Consider the following 18,772-nt stretch of genomic DNA (forward strand, 5'->3'; position numbering starts at 1 on the left):
CCGTGTTCCTCCGGCCGATGGATGAATAGCCTAAAACACAGAGGCTATATGGTGCATGTGTTGATTCACGCACACGGGCGGGTGAGGGCGATGGCTGAGCAGGCGATCCGGTTGCGGTTCCTTTCGGGTACGGACATCGATGCCCTCGGGATCACGAAAGAGGACGCCATCGGCGCCGCGGAGTCCGTCGTGGCAGCACACGGCGACGGGCGGACGGTCTTCGAGCCCCGCACCCACCTGATCCCGGAGAACGGCGGGGCCGGCCACTTCAACGTGCTCCGCGGGCACGTCTCCACCCTGGGCGAGCGGGGCGTCAGCGGCGTCAAGGTGGTCGGCGACTTCGTGCCGAACTACCGGCTCGGGCTCCCCAGCGAACTGGCGCTGATGACGCTCTACGACCCGTACACCGGGGTGCCGCTCGCGATCATGGACGCCACCCTGATCACCGAGATGCGGACCGGTGCGATGACCGCCGTCGGGGCGAAACACCTGGCCCGCCCGGATGCGAAGATCCTCGGGCACGTGGGCGCGCGGGGCACCGCCTTCTCCAACGTGACCATGCTCGACGCGCTGTTCGACCTCGACGAGATCCGCGTGACCAGCCGGCGCCCCGAGTCCCGGGAGGCGTTCGGCGAACAGCTCCGCGCGGTCACCGACACCCCGGTCCGGGTGGTCGCCACCGCCGACGAGGTGTTCGACGGTGCGGACATCCTGGTCGAGGCATCCCGGCTGGAGAAGCCGTCCCCGCTGCTGCGGACCGCGGCGGTCGGGCCCGGTGCGTTCGTCGTGCCGTACGGGACGGTCAGCGCCGTCGAACTCGACCTGCTCGACGTGATGGACAAGGTCGTCGTCGACGACTGGCGGGAGTCGCAGTCCGGCCGGTTCGGGGCGTTGCGGGCGCACGTCGACACCGGCCGACTGAGCCCCGAGACGCTGTACGCCGAACTCGGCGAGATCGTGACCGGCCGCAAACCCGGACGGGAGCGCCCGGACGAGCGGATCCTCTTCTGGCACCGTGGCCTGTCGATCCTCGACGTCGCCCTGGCCCACCTGATCCTGACCCGGGCCGAAGCGGCGGACGCCGGCACCATGCTGCGCTACCGATGATCATCACGTCGGCGGACGACCTCGACCGCCCGGCGATCGTCGCGCTGGCCCGGGGCTCGTCGCGGCTCACCCTCGCCCCGGCGCTGCTGGCGTCGCTGGCGGCGAACCGGGCTCTCGTGCTGGCGGCCCTGGACGGGGACCGGCCCGTCTACGGCGTGAACACCGGGATGGGCGCGCTCGCCGGGGTGCGGCTGGACGCGGCGGCCCGGGACCGCCACCAGAACACGCTGATGCTGGGCCGGGCCGTCGGTTCGGCCCCGTGGCTGGACCGGGCGTCGGTGCGGGCGCTGCTGGCCGTCCGGTTGCGGACCTTCCTGCACCCGGCGGCCGGAGTCTCCCCGGAGCTGTGCCTGCGGCTGGCTCTCCTGCTCAACGAGGACGTGGTGCCGGACGTGCCCGCTCGCGGCTCCGGCGCCGCGGGCGAGATCATCCCGCTGGCGCACCTGGGGGCGGCGGTCCTGGAGGCCGGTGCGTACTCCTTCGGGGCCAAGGAGGGCGTGGCGTTCCTCGAGGGCGTGCCCGGGCTGACCGGGATGGCGGCCCTCGGGGCGGCGGACGCCCGCAGCCTCGTCGAGCAGATCGTGGCGGCGAGCGGGACGGGCCATGCGATCGTGGGTGCCAGTCGCGACCCGTGGCACCCGTCTCTGGCGCAGGGCGATCCGGTACTGGCGGAACTCCACGCCGCCCTGCTCGCCCACCGGGGCGACGGCCCGGTCCGGGCACTGCAGGCCCCGGTCTCCTTCCGGGTCACGGCTCCCGCTCTGGCCGCCGCCACCCGCGCGGCCGACGCCGTGGCGGCGGCCGCCGACCGCGCCCTCGCGATGGTGACGGACTCCCCGGCGTACCTCGACGGAGATTTCGTGGGCAGCGCCGGGTTCGCCGGCACCGACCTGGCCACCGCCTGCGCCGGCCTGACCACCGCTTTGATCCACCTGGCCGAGTTGGGCGCCTCCCGGCTGCACCGCCTGCTGGACCCGGCGCTCACCGGCCTTCCCCGGCAGCTCTCCGACGCCCCCGGCGTGCATGCCGGGATGGTCGCGGTGCACAAGCGTGCGGTGGGCGTGGCACACCGACTGCGCCGTTTCGCCGTCCCGGCGGTGATCGGCGTGGTGGAGACGTCACTGGGGCAGGAGGACGCCCAGTCCTTCACCTTCGAGGTCGCCGAGTGCCTGCGTGAGGCGGTGACCGGCGTCCGTGAGGTGCTGGCCTGCGAGCTGCTGGCCCTGCATCAGGCCCGGCTGCTCAGCGCGGAGCCGGTCGCCTCGGCGGTCCTGGACGGGGTGGCCGCGGTCCTGCCGCCCGGCACCGCCGACCGGCCGTTCGGCCGGGACATCGACGCGCTGATCATCGCCCTGGAGCACGGCCGGCTCGGGTAGCCCGGCCCTCATCTCCCGCCTCTCTGCTAGGATTTAGAGGATATATCGAGGCTGGTGGCGGCTATCGGCGTGGTGTCGTGGTCGAGCTGCGGACGACCAGGGTGGGGCGGAATGGGGGCAGCTCGGTGACGGTGCCCTGCAGCAGGCCGTTCAGCTGGGACAGCGCCGCCGACACGATGGCGTCCTCGTCCCACGCCATCGTGGTCAGGCCCGGGCTCACGAGACCCGCCAGCTGATGATCGTCGAAGCCGACCACCGACAGGTCCTCCGGCACGCGCAGTCCGGCGTCCCGGGCCGCCTGGTAGACCGCGAACGCCAGCGAGTCGCTCAGGCAGAACACCCCCGTCGGCCGGCCGTCGCCGGTCAGCAGGCCGGCGGCCACCGCGACCGCCTCGTTCATCGCGGCCGGGGCGTCGCGCGCGATCAACTCGAGTCCGAGGGCGTCCGCGATCGACGCCGCCATCAGCTGGGCGGGACGCCCGGGGGTGGACGGCAGCGACGGCGCGAGCAGGCCGATCCGGCGGTGTCCCCGGTCGGCGAGGTGCCGCAGGGCGGTGGCGACGCCGTACCGGTTGTCGAACAACACACTCGCCGAACCCGGGCGGGCGGTCAGCGCGTCGCCGATCGCCACCACCGCCACCGACGGCGCGAGCAACCGCCAGTGCTCCGCGGCCGGGTCGACTGGGGAGACCAGCGCCCCGTCCACCCGCTGGGCCACGAACTGTTCCACGATGAGGCGCTCCTGGGCCGGGTCGGCGTCCGCGTCGGCGATCATCGCGTACCGGCCCTGCCGGCGCAGGGCCCGGGTGAGCAGCACGGAGAGGTCCTGCTGCCACAGGTCGCGCAGCGAACCGCTGACCCCGATCGATCCGGTGCGGCCGCTGGCCAGTGCACGGGCGATCGGGTCGACGGTGTAACCGAGGTCGTCGGCGAGCTGGCGGACCCGGGCGATGGTGGCGGGGGAGCCGCGGACGCCGCGCAGGGCGTAGGACGTCGCGGCGAGCGAGAGACCGGCTGCGGTGGCCAGATCCTGCAACGTCCGTCGCGGTTGCTGCCGTGACATCGACCGAGAGTAACACCGGCCCGTGTACGGGATCACCTTGCGAAACAAGGAGGGAAGCGCTTCACTCTCTTCATGCGTGAAGCGCTTCACTAAAGACGATGCGAAGGAGCGGACCCTTGCTGATCGACTGTCATCAGCACCTGTGGCCTGCCCGGTTCACCGAGGCCCTGCGCACCCGGGGCATGCTGCGCGACTGGACCCTGCACCTGCCGGGCGAGCCACCCTACGAGGTCGACCCGGCAGCCCACGACGTCGCCGCCCGCCGCGACCGGGAACTGGCCGAAGGCAAGGAACAGGTCCTGGTCTCGCTCTCCAGCCCGCTCGGCATCGAACACCTGCCCGGCGGCGGTGACCTGATCGACGTCTGGCACACCAGCGCCCTGCAACTGCCCGACCCGTTCCGGGTGTGGGCCGCAGCCTCGGTCGCCGACCCCGACCCCGCCACCCTCGCCAAGATCCTGGCCGAACCCCGGGTCGCCGGCCTGCAACTGCCCGCGACCGCACTCACCGGCCCGGACGCGATCGAACGACTCGGACCGCTGCTCGCCGAGGTCGAGAACGCCGGCAAGCCGCTGCTGGTGCACCCCGGCCCGGCACCCGAATGCCCGCCCGGACTACCCGGCTGGTGGCCGGCGCTCGTACCGTACGTGTCCCAGCTGCACCAGTCCTGGCTGGCCTGGCACATTTGCGGCCGGAGCCTGCACCCCGGACTACGGATCGCCTTCGTGGCCCTGGCCGGGCTCGCACCCCTGCACCACGAGCGCCTGAACGCCCGCGGCGGCGACCTGGGCGCGATCGACCCGCAGGTCTACTACGAGACCTCCTCCTACGGCACCCGGGCGATCGACGCGATGGTCCGGGTGGTCGGCGTCGATCCGATCGTGCACGGCTCCGACCGGCCATACGCCGAACCCCTCGACCCCGGGCTGGGCGACGCCTTCACCCACGCCCTGTTCACCGCCAACCCCCGCCACCTGTTGACCGGAGCGCCCCGATGACGACGACTGTCACCGCCCCCGAGGGCCTGCCCACCCTGCCCGGACGCACCCTCACCCCCAAGGAACTGCAAAGCTACGTCGCCGAGCTGGCTGCCCGGCCGGAGCTGTGGGAGGATCTGGTCCGCCACGACACCGGCAAACGGCACTACGCCCAGCTCTACCGGGACGGCGACGTCGACATCTGGGTGCTGTGCTGGAACACCGAGGACGACACCGGCTGGCACGACCACGACGTGTCGTCGGGCGCGGTCGCCGTCACCCGGGGCGCGGTCAGCGAGGCCAACCCGCGGATGGGCGGCGAACCGGTGACCCGGGTCGTCGCGGCCGGCCGGGCGTTCGCCTTCGGGCCCGACCACATCCACCGGATGGCCGGCGCGGTCGACGGGTCTGTGTCGATCCACGCGTACTCGCCGCCGCTGTGGCGCATGGGCCAGTACTCGATCAGCCCCACCGGCGTGCTCCGCCGCCACGCCGTCAGCTACGCGGACGAGTTGCGGCCGCTGGGCGAGGCCTGACCTCTTCGGGTACGCCCAAAGCCCACCGTCGACGGCGGTGACCTGCGGGGGGTCTACGGGGCGGCCTACGGCGGTGACCTGCGGGGCGGCCTGCGGGGGCGACCAGCGACGGCGATCTTGGTGCGTTGGTATGCCGTAAGGGCGGTCAGCTCGCCAAGGTCATGGTTTGTCCTGGTCGTCCCGCGCCCTCGGATGGCGGCCGGTGGCGGTTCGGAGCGCCCAATGCCGCTTAGCTTAAGTTGATCAACGCCGTGACCAGTAACTACGCGATCCTATGGTCGTCGGTCGTCGGTCGTCGGTCGTCGGCCGGTGGCCGGTGGCGTTGGCGGTGGTGGTGGTCGCATCAGCGCGGCTCAGCCGTTTGTCGCAGTGCGGGGTCACGTCCAAGGTCAACTTGGGCTGGGTGGCATGGTGAGATTGCCGGCCGTCGGTCACGGTTGTTTTCGGCTCGTGGATGGGCCGCCGCTGACGGCCGGGTCGGTCGGGCCGTCGGCTGCGGCTGTTCGGGAGGGTGGGAATCAGCCGTCGGCGACGGCTCGGGGGCACCCGGCCGTCGCCTGTGGTCGCTTCGGTCACTGCGGCCGTCGCCTGTGGTCGCTTCGGTCACCGCGGCCGTCGTCTGCGGCTTCTGGCCGGTGCCCCGCGGCGTTCCTTGAAGCGGACTGTCGCGACGCCGGGTGAAGGACTCCGCGAACGGCGGCGCCCGCCGGCCGCCGATTCACCGAGGCTGACCGCGGGGTGGGACGCGAGGCTGACCGCGGGGGCGGGGCGCGAGGGCGGGGCGCGAGGGCGGGGCGCGAGGGCGGAAACGCGCTGGTCCGGTAGGGGGCAGCACCTCACGGCGTACCCGGAATGTCAGGAGATCGCGTCGCCCAGCGTGGGCAGGACGAAGGCGGCCTGGTCCAGGTCGGCGCCGAGCGGCCGGTCGTCATTGCCCTCGCTGATCGCCTTGTCCGCGATGTCGAACAGTTCGCGGGCCGGCCCGTCGGGAAGCCGGCCCGGTGCCATCCGCAGTGCCCGGACCGCCGCGACCAGTTCGGCGGCGATCATCGTCGGGGCCAGGCGGGTCATCGTGCGCAGCGAGCGGGCGCCCTGGGTGGCGAAGCTGGCGTGCTCCTCCAGGCCCAGGGAGATGGACAGGGTGCCGGCCGCGGTCGGCTGCATGCCGACTCGGATCTGGGTGAGCAGGTCCTGGACCACGTACTCGCTGATCATGAGGCCGGAGCTGGCGGCCGGCCCGTCGGCGAGGAAGGCGCGCAGGCCGGTGAGGTCGGGGCGCATGAGTAGGCCGAGGCGGGCCGTCGACAGCGACAGTACCGGCAGGAAGGCGCCGCGGACCTGGTCCAGGCTGGTCGCCAGGGTGGCGGTGTGGAACTGTCCGTGATGGCGGACTCCGTCCGCGGTGACCAGCGGGTTCTCGGCGGAGGCGTTGAGTTCGGCGGTGAGCACCTCGTGGAGTCCGTGCGCGGCGCTCAGGGCCGGCGCGGTGACCTGGGGGAGGACCCGCAGGCCGAACGGGTCCTGGATGCGTAGCGCCGGCCCGCAGCCGTCGACGATGGCGCGTAGTTTCGCCGCGACGTCGACCTGGAACGGGTGCGGCCGGGCCTCGTGGACGATCGGGTCGTACGCCTCCGGGTTGCCGCGCAGCGCCAGGAAGGAGAGGGCGGCCACTGCCACCGAGGCGCGGAGCAGGTTCTCCACCCGGTGCAGGGCGAGGGCTGCGGTGGCGACGGTGACCGCGCTGGAACTGATCATCGGGAGGGCGTCGGTGGCCTCGATCGTGGTGACCGGGCCGCGGCCGTACCGCCAGGGGCGTTCGCCGGCCAGGGTGAGCCCGAGTTCGGCCAGGGCGGAGAGGTCGCCGGTGCCGATCGCGCCCCACGGGTGGATGGTCGGGACGGCGCCGTCGTCGAGGGCGGTGGCCAGGGCCTCGGCGATGCGCCGGGAGACGCCGGAGCCGCCGGCCAGGATCTGGTTGAGGCGGACCGCCATGGCCGCCCGGGCGGTGACGTCGTCCTCCTCCGGGCCGACGCCGGCGCAGTGGCTCCGTAGCAGACGTAATCCGTGTTCGGACGGGCCGGTCTCCTCGGTGGTGCGCTCGTTACGGTTGGCCCCGACCCCGGTGTTGGCCCCGTAGACTGCTCCCCGGGTACGGGCGGTGTGCAGAAGAGCGTGACGGGTATTGACCAGGTCCAGTGCCGTCGGGTCCACGGAGATCGCGGCGGTGCCGTCGGCGACCGCGACGAGGCCCGCGATCGTCAGCGTCCGACCGTCGAGACGGACGGCCTCGGGGATGCCATCTGCCTGCATGGTGCCTCCCAGCACGCGTGTTACCGGACCGTAAAGGGCTCGCACCGGGCGTTGACATGTTATTCACTACCGGGCGAGTATGAATATCAGTATTCAGAAGATCGCCCGCCAGCGCCAGGAGCACCATGATCACATTCGACGACGTCGTCAAGGTCTATCCCGGCGGCAGCACGGCAGTCGACCACCTCTCCATCGAACTGCCGACCGGGAAGATGACCGTTCTGGTCGGTCCGTCCGGCTGTGGCAAGACCACCTCCCTCCGGATGATCAACCGGATGGTCACCCCGACCTCGGGCCGGGTGCTGATCGACGGGCAGGATGTCGCGAGTCAGGACGAGGCCCTGCTGCGGCGTGGCATCGGCTACGTCATCCAGCACGCCGGGCTTTTCCCGCACCGGACCGTCCTGGACAACGTCGCGACCGTGCCGATGCTGCTGGGGCGTACCCGGCGGGAGGCTCGCAAGGCCGCGCTCGAGCTGCTCGAGCGGGTCGGCCTCTCCGAGGACTTCGCCAAGCGTTACCCGGCGCAGCTCTCCGGCGGCCAGCAGCAGCGCGTCGGTGTGGCCCGGGCGCTCGCCGCCGACCCGCCGGTGATGCTGATGGACGAGCCGTTCAGCGCCGTCGACCCGGTGGTCCGTGAGCAGCTTCACCGCGAATTCCTGCGGTTGCAGCAGGATCTGGGTAAGACCATCGCCATGGTCACGCACGACATCGACGAGGCGATCAAGCTCGGTGACATGGTCGCCGTCTTCCGCCAGGGCGGTCACCTCGCCCAGTTCGGCACCCCCCAGCAGCTGCTGGAGGAGCCGGCCGACGAGTTCGTGGCCGAGTTCGTCGGCCGGGACCGCGGCCTGCGCAGCCTCTCCTTCGACACCGCCGCCAAGGTGCCGGTCCGCCCGGTCGCCGAGGCGGCCGACCTCGTCCTCGACGACGCCGGACGTCCGGAGGGCTGGCGGACGGTCGGCGGCACCACGGCGGCGACCGGCGGAGTGTTCACCGTCTCCGACACGCTGCGCCTGGTCACCGATCTGGCGATCAGTTCCCCGGTCGGCATCGCGGTCCGGGTCGGCCCGGACGGCAAGGCCGACGGCATCGTGCGCCACCACGACCTCGTCGACTACCTGGCGGCCCGGCGTGAGGACCGGGCCGCGGAGTCCCGCGCATGATCCAATACCTGACGAACAACTCGGCGTTGGTCCTGGCCGCGCTGCAGCAGCACATCATGCTGGCGCTGCTGCCGGTGCTGATCGGCTTCGCGGCCGCGCTGCCGATCGGCTACCTCGGGGTCCGCTTCCCGTGGCTCTACCACCCGCTGATCAACACGTGCGGGGTGCTCTACTCGATCCCGTCGCTGGCGCTCTTCCTCTTCCTGCCGGTGATCCTCGGCACCAAGGTCCTGTCGCCGGTGAACATCGTGGTGGCGCTCAGCATCTACACCGTGGCGCTGCTGGCCCGGACCGTCGCCGACGGCCTGCGCTCGGTCGACACCACGGTCACCCAGGCCGCCACCGCGATGGGCTACCGCCGGACCCGCCTGCTGCTCGACGTCGAGTTGCCGGTCGCCATGCCGGTCATCCTGGCCGGTCTGCGGGTGGCCACCGTCTCCAACATCAGCCTGGTCAGCGTCGGCACCCTGATCGGTGTCGGCGGTCTCGGCCAGCTGTTCACCCGGGGCTTCCAGCTGTTCTACATGGAGCCCATCCTGATCGGGATCATCCTGTCCGTGCTGCTCGCCGGACTCGCCGACCTGATCATCGTGCTGATCCAGCGCGCGGTCACCCCGTGGGCCCGATTCCAGCGCGGAGGCGCGGCGTGAACTTCTCCTACCTGCTGGACCCGGAACACTGGGACCCGGACGCCACCGGCGGCTTCCCGCAGCTGCTGCTGGCGCACCTCGGCTACTCGGCCCTGGCCCTGCTGATCGGCCTGGTCATCGCGCTGCCCGTCGGCCTGTACATCGGGCACACCGGGCGAGGCTCGTTCATCGCCATCAACGCCGGCAACGCCGGTCGCGCGCTGCCCACCCTGGGACTGCTGATGCTGATGGTGACCCTGCTCGGGCTGGGCCTGCTGCCGGTGCTGATCGCGCTGACCGTGTTGGTCGTCCCGCCCATCCTCACCACCACCTACGCCGGGATGCGTGCCCTCGACCACGGCGTCGTCGACGCCGCCAAGGGCATGGGGATGCGCCCCTGGCAGGTGCTCACCCGGGTCGAGTTCCCGATGGCGCTGCCCGTGATCATGAGCGGGATCCGCAGCGCCCTGCTGCAGGTCGTCGCCACCGCCACGGTCGCCGCCGCGGTCGGCCTCGGCGGTCTGGGCCGGCTGCTCATCGACGGCCTGTCCGTCAACGACTACTCCCGTGTCCTGGCCGGCGCCATCGTCGTCGCCGTCCTGGCCGTGGCGCTCGATCTGCTCCTGGCGCTCACCCAGCGCTGGATCGTGTCACCCGGTCTCTCCGGACGGGCCGTCGCCCGCACCCGGCGCGCCACCACCACCTGATCGGAAGGTTCCGTATGTCCCGGATACGTAAGATCGGCGCCGCGCTCACCGGCGTCGCCCTCGCTCTCAGCCTCGCCGCCTGCGGCGCGGACGAGGACCCGCTGGCCAACGACAGCGGCGGTGCCGGCGATTCCGGCTCCGTCACCGTCGGCTCGGCGAACTTCACCGAGAGCGAACTGCTGGGTGAGATCTACTCCCAGGCACTCGAGGCCAAGGGCGTCACGGTCACCCGCCAGTTCAACATCGGCGCCCGTGAGCTCTACCTGAAGGCGCTGCAGGACGGCTCGATCGACCTGCTCCCGGAATACAACGGCGCGCTCCTGGCCGCCCTCTCCTCCGGTGGCGCCCCCGAGGGTGTCAGCAAGCCGGAGGACGTGCTCACCGCGCTCAAGAAGGTGCTGCCCGCCGGCACCGAGGTCCTCGAGCAGTCGCCCGCCGAGGACAAGGACACCCTGACGGTCACCGCGGAGACCGCCGCCAAGTACAACCTGAAGACCATCGACGACCTGAAGGCGGTGGCGAACCAGCTCGTCATCGGCGCCGGACCGGAGTGGGCCGAGCGCTACCAGGGTCTGAAGGGCCTCAAGGAGCTGTACGGCATCGAGTTCAAGGATTTCAAGCCGCTGGACGCCGGTGGCCCGCTGACCGTGAACGCGCTCAAGGGTGGCGACATCCAGGTGGCGAACATCTTCTCCACCGACTCGTCGATCGTGCAGAACAAGTTCGTCGTGCTGGAGGACACCAAGAACCTCTACCTGGCGGAGAACATCATCCCGCTGATCCGCACCGAGTCGAACAACGCGACGGTCACCGGAGCGCTCAACGGCGTCTCGGCCAAGCTGACCACCGAGAACCTGACCGAGTACCTCGCCAAGGTGCAGGTGGACAAGCAGGACACCGCCACCGTGGCGAAGGCCTGGCTGACCGCCAACGGCCTGGTCTGATCGTTTTCTGAGTCGCGCCGCCCCCGCCGATCGGGGGCGGCGCGGCTTTTTTCTGGAACGCCTTTTTCTAGAACGCCTTCTCGTAGAGATCGGCCAGTCCGGGCGTCGACGCCTCGCCGCTGTACCCGCAGATCATCACGGTGCCGGCGGCGGCCGCCACCAGATATCTCCCACCGGTCTCGAACCGGCCGCTGCCCATCATCTGCTCCGAGGCGTCGCCGGCCCGCGCCACCCGGACCTCCTGCACGGTCTTCCCGTGATAGATGCGGTCGACGCCCAGGGTGACCTGGCCGTCCACCACTGCCGTCACGGTCCCGGCGAAGACGAAGTCCGCCTCGGCGGCGAGCACCTCGGCGGTGGGCTCCGCACACTTGCTGGTGGCGCCGTCACCGGCCAATGACAGGTTCTCGACGGCCGTGATGGCCGGGGCCGTCACCGGTGCCTCCGGGCGGGTCAGCGCCCAGGTCGCGCCGCCGCCCGCGATCAGCACCAGGGCGGCCGCGGCCAGTCCCCAGCGGCCGGCGGACGGACGGGCCGGAGTCTCAGTGGTCATGATCTCCTCCAGGAGTCGTGCGGCGCGATCGGGGGCGATCGGTGGCAGGGACGCCGCCGGGTCGGTGCGGCGCAGACGTCCGCGCAGGTCGTCGTCGGTCATGACCGGCTCCCCTCTGTCGACTCCTCATGTCCGGCGGCGCCGCCGGTCTTTCGCAACTCGTCCCGCAGACGCTGTTTCGCCCGGTGCAGCCGGATGCTCGCCGCGTTCGCGGTGATCCCCAGCACGGTCGCGATGGCCGCGGGCGCGAGATCCTCCCAGGCCCACAGCCGCAGGATCTCGGCGTCCGCCAGCCGGAGCCGGGCCATCGCGGTGCTCAGCTCGTCGTCCTCGAACGCCGGCGGATCGACGGCCGCCGGCGGCGGGTCCAGCAGCCCGATCCGGGCGACGAGCCGCAGATGCCGGCGCTGCCCGCGTTCGGCGTTGGCCAGGCAGTGCCGGGCCACCCCGTACGCCCACGGCACGTGCTCCGGGGGCATCTCCGCCATCCGCCGCCAGCAGACCAGCAGCGTCTCGGAGAGCACGTCGTCAGCGGTCGCCGGATCGGTGCGCCGCGCCAGGTAGCGCCGCACGGCTTCGATCACGGCCGGCGCCAGGCGCTCGAACCGCGCCCGGCGGTCGTCAGAGGTCACGAGGTCCACTCTGTTTCATGTCCGGCACCACCCCTCCTCTTTCGCCTTTCGCTTCCGCTTCTTCGGGGGTACGGGGTACGGCCGGCTCCCGCGTCACCCGGTGCGGTGCTTCTCGCGTACCTGAGAAGGCGCTGGAGTGACGCACGCGATCTCCACCGACCGCGCCGCGCAGTTGCAAGATCTTGGCAACAGCAGGCGACTATCAATATGCTGCTGCTGAGCCGTGCGTGACGGCGGGCACGCCTGGGGAGGGCATCCATGGACACAACGGCGATGCACATCGCCAACGGGATCGTCAACGGTCCCGTCTCGATGGTCTTCGTAGTGATAGCGGTCGCCGGCCTCGCGGTCAGCGTGTGGCGGGCCAAGGCCGACCTCGACGACCGCCTGGCGCCGATGGCGGGGCTGGTCGCGGCGTTCATCTTCGCCGTGCAGATGCTCAACTTCCAGGTGCTGCCGGGTGTCTCCGGTCACCTGCTCGGCGGCACCCTGGCGGTGATCCTGGTCGGCCCGTGGGTGGGTTCGCTCTGCGTGGCGACCGTGCTGATCGTCCAGTGTCTGCTCTTCGCCGACGGGGGACTCACCGCGATCGGGCTCAACGTCACCAACATGGCACTGATCGGGACCGCGGCCGCGTACCTCCTCGTGGCCCTTCTCCTGAGGATCCTGCCCCGCACCGCCGGTGGCCTCGGCGTGACCGCCTTCATCGCCTCGATCGTCGGTGTGGTCGTCGCCTCGCAGGGCTTCGTCCTGGAGTACGCGCTGGGCGGCACCACCGACCTGTCGCTGACCGGCATCGCCGCCACCATGGCCGGGGTGCACGTGCTGATCGGCATCGGCGAGGGCCTGATCGCGGCCACCACCGTGATGACCGTCGCCCGGGTCCGTCCCGACCTGGTGTACGCGCTGCGCCGCTTCCGCAAGCCCGCCCCGACCGAGGTGGAGGTCCCCGCATGAGCCGGCGACTCGGATGGTTCCTGGCCGGCGGCCTGCTGGTCGCGCTGCTGCTCGCCGGGGTGGTCAGCAACTTCGCCTCGGGCAGCCCGGACGGCCTGGACTACGCGGCCCGCCAGGGCTGCACGTTCAACGCCGACGACGAGATCACCGGCGGGACGTGCATGCTCCAGCAGGAGGGTGAGCATCAGATGGGTGACAGCCCGCTGGCCGGCTACGCCCTGCGGGGGATCGACAACGAATTCGTCGCCACCGGCCTGTCCGGTGTCCTCGGGGTGCTCGTCACGTTCGCCGTCGGTGGCGGACTGTTCTGGCTGGTCCGGCGCCGCGCGCCCCGGTGATCTTCACGACACGACCTCCGGGCGCAGCATCTGGTGTTGTGCCGGAGGTCGGTCACCCATATATGGTGTTCCCCGCAGCTGGTTCGGGCGGCCTCTTCTGGCCTGTCCGAGGCAACAGGGAACCCGGTGGAAAACCGGGACTGCCCCGCAGCGGTGAGTGGGAACGAAAGCCGTCATGAAGCACTGGACCGGTCACGGTCTGGGAAGCGACGGCCGGTAGGAAGCGTCAGTGCCCACGAGTCCGAAGACCTGCCAGCGCGCCGCACGCGACGTGTGCGGCGGTCCGAGGTCGCGTGGGACGACTGACGCCATCATGCCGGTGACCGTGTGCCGGCGGCGTCCCCCTGCGTGCCCGACGACCTGTCGAGAGGGCATGAGGGAGAGACCATGACGGTCACATCGGGAGTCGCGGTGCCGGAGCAACGGCGGCACGGCATGCAGGTCCGCAAACGCAACGGCGACCTGGAACCCGTGGACGTCCACAAGATCGTCACGGCGGTCGAGCTGTGGGTCGCCGACCTGGACGAGGTCGACCCGCTGCGGGTGGCGACCAAGACGATCAGCGGTCTCTACGACGGGGCTACCACCGCCGAGCTGGACAAACTGTCGATTCAGACGGCCGCCGAGCTGATCGGCGAGGAGCCGCAGTACTCGCGTCTGGCCGCCCGCCTCCTCGCCGCGTACGTCAGCAAGGAGGTCTCCGAGGAGGGCGTCACCCTCTTCAGCGAGTCGATCCGGCTCGGCCACACCGAGGGCCTGATCAGCGACGAGACCCTGGCGTTCGTCACCGCGCACGCGTCGCTGCTCGACGCGGCCGTGGACCCGGCCGGTGACCTGCGCTTCGAGTACTTCGGCCTGCGTACGGTCGCGGACCGCTACCTGCTGCGGCACCCGACCCGCCGGACGATCATCGAGACCCCGCAGCACTGGCTGATGCGGGTGGCCTGCGGACTGTCCGAGACCGCGGACGAGGCCGTCGGGTTCTACCGCCTGATGTCGTCGCTGGCCTATCTGCCCAGCTCGCCGACGCTGTTCAACTCGGGCACCCGGCACACCCAGATGTCGTCGTGCTTCCTCGTCGACTCGCCGAAGGACGAACTCGACTCGATCTACGAGCGGTACCACCAGGTCGCGAAGCTGTCGAAGTTCTCCGGTGGCATCGGCATCTCCTGGAGCCGGGTCCGGGGCCGGGGTGCGCTGATCCGCGGCACCAACGGCCGGTCCAACGGCATCGTCCCGTTCCTGAAGACACTCGACGCGGGGGTCGCGGCGGTCAACCAGGGCGGCCGGCGTAAGGGCGCGGCGTGCGTCTATCTCGAGCCGTGGCACCCGGACATCGAGGAGTTCCTCGAACTGCGGGACAACACCGGCGAGGAGTCGCGGCGCACGCACAACCTGAACCTGGCCAACTGGATTCCGGACGAGTTCATGCGCCGGGTCGAGGCGGACGGCGACTGGTCGCTGATCGACCCGTCCGATGCCCCCGAGCTGCCGGACCTGTTCGGGCGTGAGTTCGACGAGGCCTACCGGGCGGCGGAGAAGAACGCGGTCAAGACCGTCAAGGCCCGTGATCTGTACGGCCGGATGATGCGCACCTTGGCGCAGACCGGCAACGGGTGGATGACGTTCAAGGACCGCTCGAACTCGCTGTCGAACCAGACGGGCGCGCCCGGCAACAGCATCCACCTGTCGAACCTGTGCACCGAGATCCTCGAGGTGAACAACGACGCCGAGACCGCGGTCTGCAACCTGGGCTCGGTCAACCTGGGCGCGCACGTGACTTCGGACGGGGTGGACTGGGAGAAGCTGCGGGCCACCGTCCGCACCGCGGTGGTCTTCCTGGACCGGGTCATCGACATCAACTACTACCCGGCGGAGCAGGCTGCGGCGTCCAACCCGCGCTGGCGCCCGGTCGGGCTGGGCCTGATGGGCCTGCAGGACGCGTTCTTCACCCTGGGCCTGCCGTTCGACTCGGCCGCCGCCCGCGAACTGTCGACGCGCGTTCAGGAGGAGATCTTCCTGACCGCTCTGGAGACGTCGGTCCAGCTCGCCTCGGTGGCCGGCCCGCACCCGGCGTTCGCCGAGACCCGGGCCGCGGCCGGTGACCTGCACCCGTACCTGTGGGGCGCCACGCCGTCGCAGACGTCGCGCTGGGACGCCGTTCGCGCCGGTATCGCTTCGCACGGCCTGCGGAACTCGCTGCTGGTGGCGATCGCGCCGACGGCCACGATCGCCTCGATCGCGGGCTGCTACGAGTGCATCGAGCCGCAGGTGTCCAACCTGTTCAAGCGCGAGACGATGTCCGGCGAGTTTCTTCAGATCAACACCTATCTGGTACGCGAGCTGAAGTCCCGCGGTCTGTGGACCGCCCCGATCCGTGAGGCGATCAAGCGGGCCGAGGGGTCGGTGCAGGGCATCGAGGAGATCCCGGCGGACGTGCGTGAACTGTTCCGGACCGCGTGGGAGCTGCCGCAGCGTGCCCTGATCGACCTGGCGGCGGCGCGTGCCCCGTACATCGACCAGTCGCAGTCGCTGAACCTGTTCATGGCCGCGCCGACCATCAACAAGGTCTCCTCCATGTATCTCTACGCGTGGAAGACCGGCCTGAAGACGTCGTACTACCTGCGCTCGCGTCCGGCGACCCGTATTCAGCAGGCGACGGTGTCCGTTGCCGCGGCACCGGCCGTCTCTCTCATCCCGGCGTTGACGCCCGCTGAGGCTTGTTCCCTGGAAAACCCCGAATCGTGTGAGGCCTGCCAGTAATGCTGCTCGACCCCGGAATGGACCTGACCCTGCGGCCGATGAAGTACCCGCACTTCTTCGACCGCTACAAGGACGCGATCAAGAACACCTGGACGGTGGAGGAGGTCGACCTGCACTCCGACCTCGCCGACCTGGCCAAGTTGTCGCCCGCCGAACAGCACCTGGTGTCGCGGCTGGTCGCGTTCTTCGCCACCGGCGACACCATCGTGGCGAACAACCTGGTGCTCAACCTGTACCAGCACGTCAACTCGCCCGAAGGCCGGCTCTACCTGTCCCGGCAGCTGTTCGAGGAGGCCGTGCACGTCCAGTTCTACCTGAACCTGCTGGACACGTACGTCCCCGACGAGCAGGAGCGGTTCGAGGCGTTCGCGGCGGTGGAGAACATCCCGTCGATCGCCCGTAAGGCCGAGTTCTGCTTCAAGTGGATCGACTCGGTCTTCGAACTGCGGTCGCTGCAGACCCGGGCCGACCGGCGGGCCTTCCTGCTCAACGTGATCTGCTTTGCCGCGTGCATCGAGGGGCTGTTCTTCTACGGCGCTTTCGCGTACGTGTACTTCCTGCGCTCCCGTGGTGTCCTGCAGGGACTCGCGTCCGGCACCAACTGGGTGTTCCGCGACGAGAGCATGCACATGGCGTTCGCGTTCGACGTGGTCGACACGGCCCGCGCCGAGGAGCCCGACCTGTTCGACGCGGAGATGGAGCAGCAGGTCCGCGACATGCTGTCCGAGGCCGTCGAGTGCGAGGTGCAGTTCGCCGCGGACCTGCTCGAACAGGGCGTCTCCGGCATGTCGCTGACCGACATGCGGGAGTACCTGCAGCATGTGGCGGACCGCCGGCTGGCCGCGCTGGGCATCGCCCCGATCTACGGCAGCAGGAACCCGTTCGCCTTCATGGAGCTGCAGGACGTCCAGGAGCTGTCGAACTTCTTCGAGCGCCGCGTCTCCGCCTATCAGGTGGGCGTGACCGGAACCGTCAGCTTCGACGACGACTTCTGAGCACGTGGCAGAATCCGCGGGTGACGATTCGATTGGTGCCGCTGTCACCCGCGGTTCTGCAAGGCCTGCTCGACGGTGACCTGGTCACCGCCCGTTCGCTGGCGGGGGTGGCTCTCACCGACTGGTTCACCTCCGACGATCTGACCTGGCTGTGGCGGATGCGCCTCGACCAGATCGCCGGTGACCCGTCGGCCGACGGCTGGGTGGCGAACGCCGCGGTTCTCGACGACGGGACCGTGGTGGGGACGGGTGCCTTCCACGGGCCGCCGGACGCGGACGGGCGGGTGGAGCTGAGTTACGGCGTCGACCCGGCACACCGTCGCCGGGGGTACGCGCGGGCGATGGTCCGGGAACTGCTGGCCCGGGCCGCCGCCGAGCCGTCGGTGCACCTCGTCCGGGCGAGTATCAGCCCCGGCAACACCGCCTCTCTCGCCACGATCGCCGGGTACGGCTTCACCCGGGTCGGCGAGCAGTGGGACGAGGTGGACGGCTTGGAGCACCTCTTCGAACGCGCCGCCGACGGGACCGTGCTCTCCGCGTACCCCTGAGGGGGAGGCCTGTGACGCGGTCGGGGATTTCCGCCGATTGATCTTGCTGATACGTTGTTGCATAAGCTTGGCAACAACGAGAAGAGGGTGTTTCGGGTGAGCGCCCCGTCGATGAAGCACGACGACGTGCTGGGCATCGCGGCCCAGCGTCGCCGGACCACCCTCCTGCTGGCCGGACTGATCGTCGCCCTGCTGGTCACCGGACTGGTCGCGGTCGGCACCGGGGCGATCGGGATCAGCCCGGCGACCGTCGCCCGGATCATCGGGCACCAGCTGACCGGCCTCGGCGACGTCACCTGGACGCCGCCGGAGGAGGCCATCGTCTGGCAGGTGCGGCTTCCGCGCGTCCTGCTGGGCATGCTTGCCGGTTCGGGTCTCGCCGTCTGCGGTGTGGCACTGCAGGCGATGGTCCGCAACGTGCTGGCCGACCCGTACCTGCTCGGCATCAACTCCGGCGCCTCCAGCGGCGCCGCGGCGGCCATCCTGTTCGGGGCCGGCGCAGGCTTCGGGCAGTACGCCCTCTCCACCAGTGCCTTCCTCGGTGCGCTCGCCGCCAGCCTGCTGGTCTTCCTGATCGCCCGCAGCGGCGGACGCGTCACCTCGATGCGACTGCTGCTCGCGGGTGTCGCGGTCGGCTACGCCCTCTACGCCCTGACCAGCTTCCTGATCTTCGCGTCGGGGTCCGCCGAGGGGTCCCGTTCGGTGATGTTCTGGCTGCTCGGCTCGCTGGGCCTGGCCCGCTGGGACGCGCTGCTCGGCTTCGGCGCGGCGGTCGTCGTCGCCACCATCGCCGGCCTGACCGTCACCGGCCGTCAGCTCGACGCCCTGGCCGTCGGCGACGAGACCGCGCACACCCTCGGCATCTCCCCGGACCGGTTCCGGATGCGCCTGCTGGTCCTCGTCTCGCTCTGCGTCGGGGTGCTGGTCTCCGCCTCCGGCAGCATCGGCTTCGTCGGCCTGGTCGTCCCGCACCTGGCCCGCCGCCTGGTCGGCGCCCGGCACGTCCGGGTGGTCCCGGTGTCCGCGCTCCTGGGAGCGATCCTGCTGGTCGCCGCGGACATCGTCGCCCGTGTGCTGCTGGCGCCGCAGGAGATCCCGATCGGCATCATCACCGCCCTGCTCGGCGCGCCGTTCCTGCTCATCCTGATCCGCCGGCTGCACGCCCAGTGAA

The 18,772-nt window shown here is 70.7% G+C and carries 18 protein-coding genes and 1 riboswitch; of the genes, 14 read left to right on the top strand and 4 right to left on the bottom strand.

The genetic code is table 11. The features are described from left to right. The first annotated feature begins 90 nt into the window (after positions 1–90). On the top strand, positions 91–1,107 hold the full coding sequence (locus QSK32_RS43470; protein ID WP_285475332.1) for an ornithine cyclodeaminase family protein: 1,017 nt from the start codon (positions 91–93) through the stop codon (positions 1,105–1,107). Continuing rightward, positions 1,104–2,483, top strand: a complete 1,380-nt coding sequence (locus tag QSK32_RS43475; protein WP_045748208.1) for an aromatic amino acid lyase — start codon at positions 1,104–1,106, stop codon at positions 2,481–2,483. Before QSK32_RS43470 ends, QSK32_RS43475 begins: the two co-directional genes overlap by 4 nt. Before the next feature lie 61 nt (positions 2,484–2,544). On the opposite strand, the gene QSK32_RS43480 is transcribed toward QSK32_RS43475, so the two are convergent. Beyond that, entirely contained in the window at positions 2,545–3,546 is a 1,002-nt protein-coding gene (locus tag QSK32_RS43480) for a LacI family DNA-binding transcriptional regulator (RefSeq protein WP_285475333.1), read from the bottom strand. Positions 3,547–3,662: 116 nt separating this feature from the next. Between QSK32_RS43480 and QSK32_RS43485 the strand changes: the two genes are divergently transcribed. Both QSK32_RS43485 and QSK32_RS43490 read left to right on the top strand, forming a co-directional pair. After that, positions 3,663–4,544: an amidohydrolase family protein gene (locus QSK32_RS43485; protein ID WP_157411603.1), complete on the top strand. Its 882-nt coding sequence runs from the start codon at positions 3,663–3,665 to the stop codon at positions 4,542–4,544. Continuing rightward, positions 4,541–5,059: a cysteine dioxygenase gene (locus QSK32_RS43490; protein WP_045748205.1), complete on the top strand. Its 519-nt coding sequence runs from the start codon at positions 4,541–4,543 to the stop codon at positions 5,057–5,059. Before QSK32_RS43485 ends, QSK32_RS43490 begins: the two co-directional genes overlap by 4 nt. An 855-nt stretch (positions 5,060–5,914) precedes the next feature. On the opposite strand, the gene QSK32_RS43495 is transcribed toward QSK32_RS43490, so the two are convergent. Further along, positions 5,915–7,369, bottom strand: a complete 1,455-nt coding sequence (locus tag QSK32_RS43495; RefSeq protein WP_045747996.1) for an aromatic amino acid ammonia-lyase — start codon at positions 7,367–7,369, stop codon at positions 5,915–5,917. Positions 7,370–7,494: 125 nt separating this feature from the next. Between QSK32_RS43495 and QSK32_RS43500 the strand changes: the two genes are divergently transcribed. Genes QSK32_RS43500 through QSK32_RS43515 form a run of 4 tightly spaced genes read left to right on the top strand, consistent with a single transcriptional unit; the run spans position 7,495 to position 10,815 of the window. Next, on the top strand, positions 7,495–8,535 hold the full coding sequence (locus QSK32_RS43500; RefSeq protein WP_285475334.1) for an ABC transporter ATP-binding protein: 1,041 nt from the start codon (positions 7,495–7,497) through the stop codon (positions 8,533–8,535). Continuing rightward, positions 8,532–9,185: an ABC transporter permease gene (locus QSK32_RS43505; RefSeq protein ID WP_285475335.1), complete on the top strand. Its 654-nt coding sequence runs from the start codon at positions 8,532–8,534 to the stop codon at positions 9,183–9,185. The genes QSK32_RS43500 and QSK32_RS43505 overlap by 4 nt, the downstream gene beginning before the upstream one ends. Next, positions 9,182–9,871 (top strand): ABC transporter permease, encoded by a 690-nt coding sequence (locus tag QSK32_RS43510; RefSeq protein ID WP_045747999.1) that lies wholly within the window; start codon positions 9,182–9,184, stop codon positions 9,869–9,871. The genes QSK32_RS43505 and QSK32_RS43510 overlap by 4 nt, the downstream gene beginning before the upstream one ends. A 14-nt stretch (positions 9,872–9,885) precedes the next feature. Then, positions 9,886–10,815 (top strand): ABC transporter substrate-binding protein, encoded by a 930-nt coding sequence (locus QSK32_RS43515; RefSeq protein ID WP_045748000.1) that lies wholly within the window; start codon positions 9,886–9,888, stop codon positions 10,813–10,815. Between the two features lie 67 nt (positions 10,816–10,882). Here the strand turns inward: QSK32_RS43515 and QSK32_RS43520 are convergent, their stop codons facing one another. Both QSK32_RS43520 and QSK32_RS43525 read right to left on the bottom strand, forming a co-directional pair. Beyond that, positions 10,883–11,470: a hypothetical protein gene (locus tag QSK32_RS43520; RefSeq protein WP_285475336.1), complete on the bottom strand. Its 588-nt coding sequence runs from the start codon at positions 11,468–11,470 to the stop codon at positions 10,883–10,885. Next, on the bottom strand, positions 11,467–12,000 hold the full coding sequence (locus QSK32_RS43525; protein WP_045748011.1) for an RNA polymerase sigma factor: 534 nt from the start codon (positions 11,998–12,000) through the stop codon (positions 11,467–11,469). Before QSK32_RS43525 ends, QSK32_RS43520 begins: the two co-directional genes overlap by 4 nt. A 258-nt stretch (positions 12,001–12,258) precedes the next feature. Here QSK32_RS43525 and QSK32_RS43530 point away from each other — a divergent pair, with 258 nt between their 5' ends. The 6 genes from QSK32_RS43530 to QSK32_RS43555 all read left to right on the top strand — a co-directional run bounded on the left by QSK32_RS43530 (position 12,259) and on the right by QSK32_RS43555 (position 18,771). Beyond that, entirely contained in the window at positions 12,259–12,957 is a 699-nt protein-coding gene (locus QSK32_RS43530) for an energy-coupling factor ABC transporter permease (RefSeq protein WP_045748002.1), read from the top strand. Next, a complete protein-coding gene (locus tag QSK32_RS43535; protein WP_045748003.1) occupies positions 12,954–13,295 on the top strand; it encodes a PDGLE domain-containing protein in 342 nt (113 codons plus the stop codon). Before QSK32_RS43530 ends, QSK32_RS43535 begins: the two co-directional genes overlap by 4 nt. A 62-nt stretch (positions 13,296–13,357) precedes the next feature. Then, a riboswitch (cobalamin riboswitch) is annotated at positions 13,358–13,566 on the top strand. Between the two features lie 116 nt (positions 13,567–13,682). Further along, positions 13,683–16,058, top strand: coding sequence for a ribonucleoside-diphosphate reductase subunit alpha (locus tag QSK32_RS43540; RefSeq protein WP_045748004.1), 2,376 nt, complete (start codon positions 13,683–13,685; stop codon positions 16,056–16,058). Beyond that, the gene (locus QSK32_RS43545) at positions 16,058–17,053 is read left to right on the top strand and encodes a ribonucleotide-diphosphate reductase subunit beta (protein WP_045748005.1); all 996 of its coding nucleotides are present in this window, start codon (positions 16,058–16,060) and stop codon (positions 17,051–17,053) included. Before QSK32_RS43540 ends, QSK32_RS43545 begins: the two co-directional genes overlap by 1 nt. 20 nt (positions 17,054–17,073) lie before the next feature. Continuing rightward, positions 17,074–17,601 carry a GNAT family N-acetyltransferase gene (locus QSK32_RS43550; RefSeq protein WP_285475337.1) on the top strand — a complete coding sequence of 176 codons (528 nt, stop codon included), beginning with the start codon at positions 17,074–17,076 and terminating at the stop codon, positions 17,599–17,601. A gap of 96 nt (positions 17,602–17,697) precedes the next feature. Next, positions 17,698–18,771, top strand: coding sequence for a FecCD family ABC transporter permease (locus QSK32_RS43555; RefSeq protein ID WP_245674347.1), 1,074 nt, complete (start codon positions 17,698–17,700; stop codon positions 18,769–18,771). Position 18,772: the final 1 nt, after the last annotated feature.

It is taken from the genome of Actinoplanes sp. NBRC 101535 (genome assembly GCF_030269225.1).
GTDB classification, from domain to species: Bacteria; Actinomycetota; Actinomycetes; order Mycobacteriales; family Micromonosporaceae; genus Actinoplanes; species Actinoplanes rectilineatus.

Bases quoted from the DNA above. Each gene is read 5' to 3' on its own strand.
- QSK32_RS43470 (WP_285475332.1), top strand. From the start codon at position 91: ATGGCTGAGCAGGCGATCCGGTTGCGGTTCCTTTCGGGTACGGACATC.
- QSK32_RS43475 (WP_045748208.1), top strand. From the start codon at position 1,104: ATGATCATCACGTCGGCGGACGACCTCGACCGCCCGGCGATCGTCGCG.
- QSK32_RS43480 (WP_285475333.1), bottom strand. From the start codon at position 3,546: ATGTCACGGCAGCAACCGCGACGGACGTTGCAGGATCTGGCCACCGCA.
- QSK32_RS43490 (WP_045748205.1), top strand. From the start codon at position 4,541: ATGACGACGACTGTCACCGCCCCCGAGGGCCTGCCCACCCTGCCCGGA.
- QSK32_RS43495 (WP_045747996.1), bottom strand. From the start codon at position 7,369: ATGCAGGCAGATGGCATCCCCGAGGCCGTCCGTCTCGACGGTCGGACG.
- QSK32_RS43500 (WP_285475334.1), top strand. From the start codon at position 7,495: ATGATCACATTCGACGACGTCGTCAAGGTCTATCCCGGCGGCAGCACG.
- QSK32_RS43505 (WP_285475335.1), top strand. From the start codon at position 8,532: ATGATCCAATACCTGACGAACAACTCGGCGTTGGTCCTGGCCGCGCTG.
- QSK32_RS43515 (WP_045748000.1), top strand. From the start codon at position 9,886: ATGTCCCGGATACGTAAGATCGGCGCCGCGCTCACCGGCGTCGCCCTC.
- QSK32_RS43520 (WP_285475336.1), bottom strand. From the start codon at position 11,470: ATGACCGACGACGACCTGCGCGGACGTCTGCGCCGCACCGACCCGGCG.
- QSK32_RS43530 (WP_045748002.1), top strand. From the start codon at position 12,259: ATGGACACAACGGCGATGCACATCGCCAACGGGATCGTCAACGGTCCC.
- QSK32_RS43535 (WP_045748003.1), top strand. From the start codon at position 12,954: ATGAGCCGGCGACTCGGATGGTTCCTGGCCGGCGGCCTGCTGGTCGCG.
- QSK32_RS43540 (WP_045748004.1), top strand. From the start codon at position 13,683: ATGACGGTCACATCGGGAGTCGCGGTGCCGGAGCAACGGCGGCACGGC.
- QSK32_RS43545 (WP_045748005.1), top strand. From the start codon at position 16,058: ATGCTGCTCGACCCCGGAATGGACCTGACCCTGCGGCCGATGAAGTAC.